Genomic DNA, 2,709 nt, shown 5'->3' with positions numbered 1-2,709 from the left:
GGTCGGCGGCCAAGTGGATCTGGGCACCTTCGCCTATAGTCTGGAACAGCGCGGAACTGACTGGTTCCTGGTGCAAAAAGTTGACGATAACGGCGATCCGGTCGTAACCCCAGGCACCGAGTCGGTGATCGATTTGTTCAGCGCCGCACCAACTGTCTGGTATGGCGAACTCTCGACATTGCGTAGCCGCATGGGCGAATTACGCTACGGCCAATCCGCAGGCGGTGGCTGGATGCGCGCCTATGGCAACAAATACAACACCTCTGCTGGCGGTGGCAGTTCTTACTCGCAGAACCAACAGGGTATTTCGTTCGGTGCCGACGGTGCGATGCCAACCACCAATGGGCAGTGGCTGCTAGGTGTGATGGGTGGTTACAGCAAGTCCGATCTGGACATTGCATCAGGTACCAATGGCACGGTTAAAAGTACCTACATCGGGGCTTACAGCACATGGCTGTCGAACGAAGGCTATTACATCGACGCCATCATCAAGGCGAACCATTTCAAGAACTCCTCCGACGTCCTGATGAGTGACGGCACCCAGTCCGGCGGTAATTACAACAACAACGGCATCGGTGGTTCTATCGAGGCGGGGAAACATATCAAGCTGGCAAACGATTGGTTCGTCGAACCCTTCACCCAATTTTCGGCCCTGTGGGTCGATGGTCAAAGCTATTCGCTGGACAACGGGATGAACGCTAGCAGCAACAAGGCCGATTCGTTTCTGGGCAAAGTCGGCACCACTGTGGGACGTAATTTCCCACTGGAAAAAGGCGGTTTCGTACAGCCATATGTGAAAGTAGCGATGGCGCATGAGTTTGCCAACAACAACAAAGTACAGGTCAACTCGACCACGTTCAGAAATGATCTGTCGGGGAGCCGTGGCGAAATTGGTGCGGGTATTGCTGCGCAGCTCACGGACAAATGGCAAGTGCATAGCGATGTTGAGTACAGCAATGGCGAACACATTGAACAACCGTGGGGCGTCAATCTGGGACTGCGTTATTCCTGGTAAGTAAGCGCTTGCAAGCAACCTCCACCCGAGTCTTCTGATCGCTCAAGGACTCTGTAGATACCCAGTTGTTGGCGATATAGCAGGTAGCGCGGTTTGTCTGAAACACCGCGCCGCTTCATTCCCGAATGAATTCGGTCCCACAATTAATCCGCAATCAACCTGTGGGACCGAATTTATTCGGGAAGCCTTTCTGCATCACCAACAAACTGGCTCCTGCAGAACGCTGCTTATCAGACCAAACTCTCGTCGATCACCAACACTACTTTGCCCGACACCTGATTGGTCGCCAGTTCCGCGAAGGCCGCTTCGGCGTCTTTCACAAGGAACGAACGGGCCAATTGTGGCTTGAGACGACCTTCGGTAAACAGCGGCCATACATGCTGACCCAGATCACTGAGCAGATCGGCCTTGAACTGGTCATCGCGGCTGCGCAAAGTCGAACCCAATATATGGATGCGCTTGCCTAACACTTGCGCCAAATCCAGCTGGGCCTCACGCCCGCCCATCAACCCGATCAAGACCAAGCGACCGTCAACGCCGAGAATTTTCAGGTTCAGCGCAGCATAATTGCCGCCTACCGGGTCAAGGATCACGTTGAATGGTCCAAGGTCCTTCAGGCTTTCAAGATTGTCGCTGCGCACTACCCCGCCCTGCGCCCCCAATGCTTCGCAATAGGCCAACCGCTCGGCGGAACCGACGCTAACCCAGACTGGGTTGCCGAAGGCTTTGCACAGCTGAATGCCGGCTGAACCAACTCCACTTGCTCCGGCGTGCAGCAAGACTTTTTCGCCGGGCTTCAACGCGGCTAACTGGAACAGGTTTAACCACGCGGTTGCGTAAACTTCAGGGATACCGGCGGCTTCCGGCAATGACATTCCGTCGGGAACTGGCAACACATGGCGGCCATCGACGACCACCTCTTCAGCCATGCCACCGCCCGCCAACAGCGCGCAGACACGGTCGCCGACCTGCCAGGACGAGCCCGCGCCGACCTCGCTGATAACCCCGGAACACTCCATCCCAAGCACCAGACTGGCGCCCGGCGGTGGCGGATAGAGCCCAGCGCGCTGCAATAAATCGGCGCGATTGAGTCCCGCCGCAGCGATACGAATCCGTACTTGACCCACGTCACACGTCAAGTCGGGTTGCTCCAACCATTCCACCTGCCCTTCAACGCCTTGCAATGCTTTCACGGTGCCTCCATAGTGACTCTGGACTGAGCCGGTGCTATAGACGCACGGGCTTTTTGCATTATGCGACCGGATCCGACGGAACCGGCGATCTAAAAGACGGCCTAATATGCGTTATCAATTGCCCCCGCGTCGAATCAGCATGAAGCAATATCTCCCTAGCACCGCACTCGCCTTCCTAATTGGCCTCAGTGTGCTGCCTATGTCCGCCTCTGTATTTGCAGCCAACAGCTGGGATAACCTTCAGCCTGACCGTGAAGAGGTCATTGCGAGCCTGAACATCGTAGAGCTGCTCAAAAGGCATCACTACAGCAAGCCACCGCTGGACGACAAACGTTCGGTCATTATTTACGACAGCTACCTGAAGCTGCTCGATCCGTCTCGCAGCTACTTTTTGGCCAGCGATATCGCTGAGTTCGACAAGTGGAAGACGCAATTCGACGACTTCCTCAAAAGCGGCGACCTGAACGCCGGTTTCACCATCTACAAGCGCTACCTGGACCG

The 2,709-nt window shown here is 55.7% G+C and carries 2 protein-coding genes and 1 pseudogene; 2 read left to right on the top strand and 1 reads right to left on the bottom strand.

Features of this window, described 5'->3' with window-relative positions; genetic code table 11:
* Nucleotides 1–1,015: autotransporter outer membrane beta-barrel domain-containing protein (locus M0974_RS02940; RefSeq protein WP_297832540.1), on the top strand; the 1,015-nt coding region annotated here is incomplete at its 5' end.
* A gap of 230 nt (nucleotides 1,016–1,245) precedes the next feature.
* Here M0974_RS02940 and M0974_RS02935 read toward each other — a convergent pair.
* Nucleotides 1,246–2,208: a zinc-binding dehydrogenase gene (locus tag M0974_RS02935; protein ID WP_297832537.1), complete on the bottom strand. Its 963-nt coding sequence runs from the start codon at nucleotides 2,206–2,208 to the stop codon at nucleotides 1,246–1,248.
* 106 nt (nucleotides 2,209–2,314) lie between these two features.
* On the opposite strand from M0974_RS02935, the pseudogene M0974_RS02930 reads away from it, so the two are divergent.
* Nucleotides 2,315–2,709 (top strand): annotated as a pseudogene (locus tag M0974_RS02930) (tail-specific protease); the annotation flags it as partial.

Origin of the sequence: Pseudomonas sp. (assembly GCF_026224925.1) — a bacterium.
Taxonomy (GTDB): Bacteria; Pseudomonadota; Gammaproteobacteria; order Pseudomonadales; family Pseudomonadaceae; genus Aquipseudomonas.
The sequence above is the reverse complement of the archived record's forward strand: the minus strand, read 5'-3'. Positions and strand labels throughout refer to the sequence as shown.